This window comes from Mycobacterium sp. TH-M106 (assembly GCF_057473765.1).
The window spans coordinates 1-2014 of record NZ_JBYCLE010000020.1; the positions used below are offsets into that span (position 1 = coordinate 1).

General features: G+C 63.1%; 4 protein-coding genes. 1 reads left to right on the forward strand and 3 read right to left on the reverse strand.

The window, feature by feature from the left end:
• From AC2VOP_RS00650 to AC2VOP_RS00660, 3 genes are all read right to left on the reverse strand, one after another.
• The coding region (locus tag AC2VOP_RS00650; protein WP_486959173.1) for a PPE domain-containing protein at window positions 1–115 on the reverse strand (115 nt) is incomplete at its 3' end.
• The gene (locus tag AC2VOP_RS00655) at window positions 93–395 is read right to left on the reverse strand and encodes a PE family protein (protein ID WP_486959170.1); all 303 of its coding nucleotides are present in this window, start codon (window positions 393–395) and stop codon (window positions 93–95) included. The genes AC2VOP_RS00655 and AC2VOP_RS00650, both read right to left, overlap by 23 nt.
• 269 nt (window positions 396–664) lie before the next feature.
• Window positions 665–1165 carry a ferritin gene (locus AC2VOP_RS00660; protein WP_486959171.1) on the reverse strand — a complete coding sequence of 167 codons (501 nt, stop codon included), beginning with the start codon at window positions 1163–1165 and terminating at the stop codon, window positions 665–667.
• Between the two features lie 280 nt (window positions 1166–1445).
• On the opposite strand from AC2VOP_RS00660, the gene AC2VOP_RS00665 reads away from it, so the two are divergent.
• The coding region (locus AC2VOP_RS00665) for a VldE C-terminal domain-containing protein (RefSeq protein ID WP_486959172.1) at window positions 1446–2014 on the forward strand (569 nt) is incomplete at its 3' end.

A 2014-nucleotide genomic window follows, 5' to 3' on the forward strand; every position in this document is an offset into this window, starting at 1 on the left:
CCATCAGCGACTGCGGACCCGAACCCGCATAGATCAGACCGGAATTAACCTCCGGAGGCAACGCCGCAAAATCCAGCCCACCCGCCATCACCTCACCCCCCGGCGACGAACGCATTGGCGGCTTCGGTCACCGCATACGATCCAGCGCTTTCGCGCAAGGTTGTGACGAGCAGATCCAAAATCGTGTCGGCCTGCGCGCTGATCAGCTGATACATCCGGCCGTAAGAGGCGAACTGGGCCGCGGTCAGCACCGACACCGCGTCGGCGCCGGCCGGCAGCACTGCGGTAATCGGCGCCTCCGCAGCTGCGTTCTGCTCGGCCACCGCCGAGCCGACACCAGCCAAGTGACCGGCGGACACCTCCAGCATCTCCGGTTGCGCGGCGACAAAAGGCATGACAACCTCCACCCTCGTGGTCTTATCGACAATGAATGTCGTTACCATACACGGGGACGTGAGCGCCGGCGCTCCGGTCCAATCGCTGCCCATCAGCGCCACCCGCGGGATGTTCGAGACGCTCACTCACCGCTGCTCTGCGACTGGTGGTGAGTGGTTTGTGAGTGGCTTGGTGGTGAGCACCGCCGCCCGGGCTGGGGCGGCGGTGCTGGTTGACCGGGTTGGGGTGCAGCGCGGGCACGCAGTCGGCGTGCCCGCGCGGAGGGGGATTAGGAGTTGATGTCGCGGGCGACGAATTCCTCGTGGTCGAACAGGTTGTCTCCGGCTCGCTCGGCGACGTTGAGCAGGGTGGTCATCACCGCCTCTTCTTCGACCTGTTCGGCGAGGTACCACCACATGAACTGCTCGCCGAGGTAGTCGCCTTCGGCGCGGGCGGTGGCGGCCAGTGTGCTGACCTGTTTGGTGACTATGCGTTCTGAGTCCAGCGCGAGGGCGATGGCCTGGTGGGGGGTGTCGAAGTGGTTGCGGACCTCGTCGGTGCCGGGGATCTCCACGGCGAAGTCGCGGTCGATGAAGTACTGGACGATCTTCATCGCGTGGTTGCGTTCCTCGTCGGCGTGGCGGTAGAAGTATTTCGCCAGTTGCGGCAGGTCGTCGTTGTCGAAGCACGCGGCGATCGCAAGGTATTGCTGTGCCGTCGTGAATTCGTTGCGGATTTGTTCTTGTAGGAGTGCGTGGAATTTGGTTTCGGGGGTGTGGTGTTTGGGCATGGCGGCTACGTTACCGCAGGTTATAGCGGTTTGCAACGAAGGTTGTGCTTATTTAGGCATGCTGTTCCTTAGTAAACTAAGCCTGCGCGAAGAAATGCGTTGTCGATGTTTTCTCGGCCAAGCAGAGTGTAGCTTTCCCTCAGTAAAGAAAGGCTAGCCTCGACTTTCCGCGCACCCTGCTCCGACGGAATCGAAGCCGTGCAGGCCGACCGTGGGTGTTGGACCATGAAAACCGAATTGAACCTTGCCAACCGGCAGCGGCATGACGTAGGAGTAACCCGTGGCGAAAGACGGGCCAACGAAGCGCCGCCGCCGCTGGCTGGCATTGGCCGCCGCGCTGGCCGTCTCCGGAGCCATGCTTTACGCCCAAGACACCGAGCCACCGTGCTGCGGTGAAGCCCCGGCAGCAGCCCCGCCAACCCACGAGTCCGTGCCGGCCGGCGCGCCACCTACCGCCAGTCCCGCGGAGGTGAAAGTGGTGGCGGCCAACGCGCCTACCGCCGCAAAGGATTTCCAGTTCGAGCTACCTTCCGGCATCGCGCCAGAAGAGGGGCTGCAAGTCAAGACCATCTGGGCGGCCCGGGCCATCAGTGTGCTGTTTCCCCAGATCACCAACATCGGCGGGTTCCGGCAGGACACCTTGCGTTGGCATCCGAACGGGTTGGCGATCGACGTGATGATCCCGAACCATGACAGCGCCGAGGGTATCGACCTCGGCAACCAAATCGCCGGGTATGCCTTGGCGAATGCACAACGATGGGGAGTGCTCCATGTGATCTGGAGGCAGCGGTACTACCCGGGCATCGGCGCGCCGAGTTGGACGGCGAACTACGGTTCGGAAACCCTCAA

Bases quoted from the DNA above. Each gene is read 5' to 3' on its own strand.
- AC2VOP_RS00660 (WP_486959171.1), bottom strand. From the start codon at position 1,165: ATGCCCAAACACCACACCCCCGAAACCAAATTCCACGCACTCCTACAA.
- AC2VOP_RS00655 (WP_486959170.1), bottom strand. From the start codon at position 395: ATGCCTTTTGTCGCCGCGCAACCGGAGATGCTGGAGGTGTCCGCCGGT.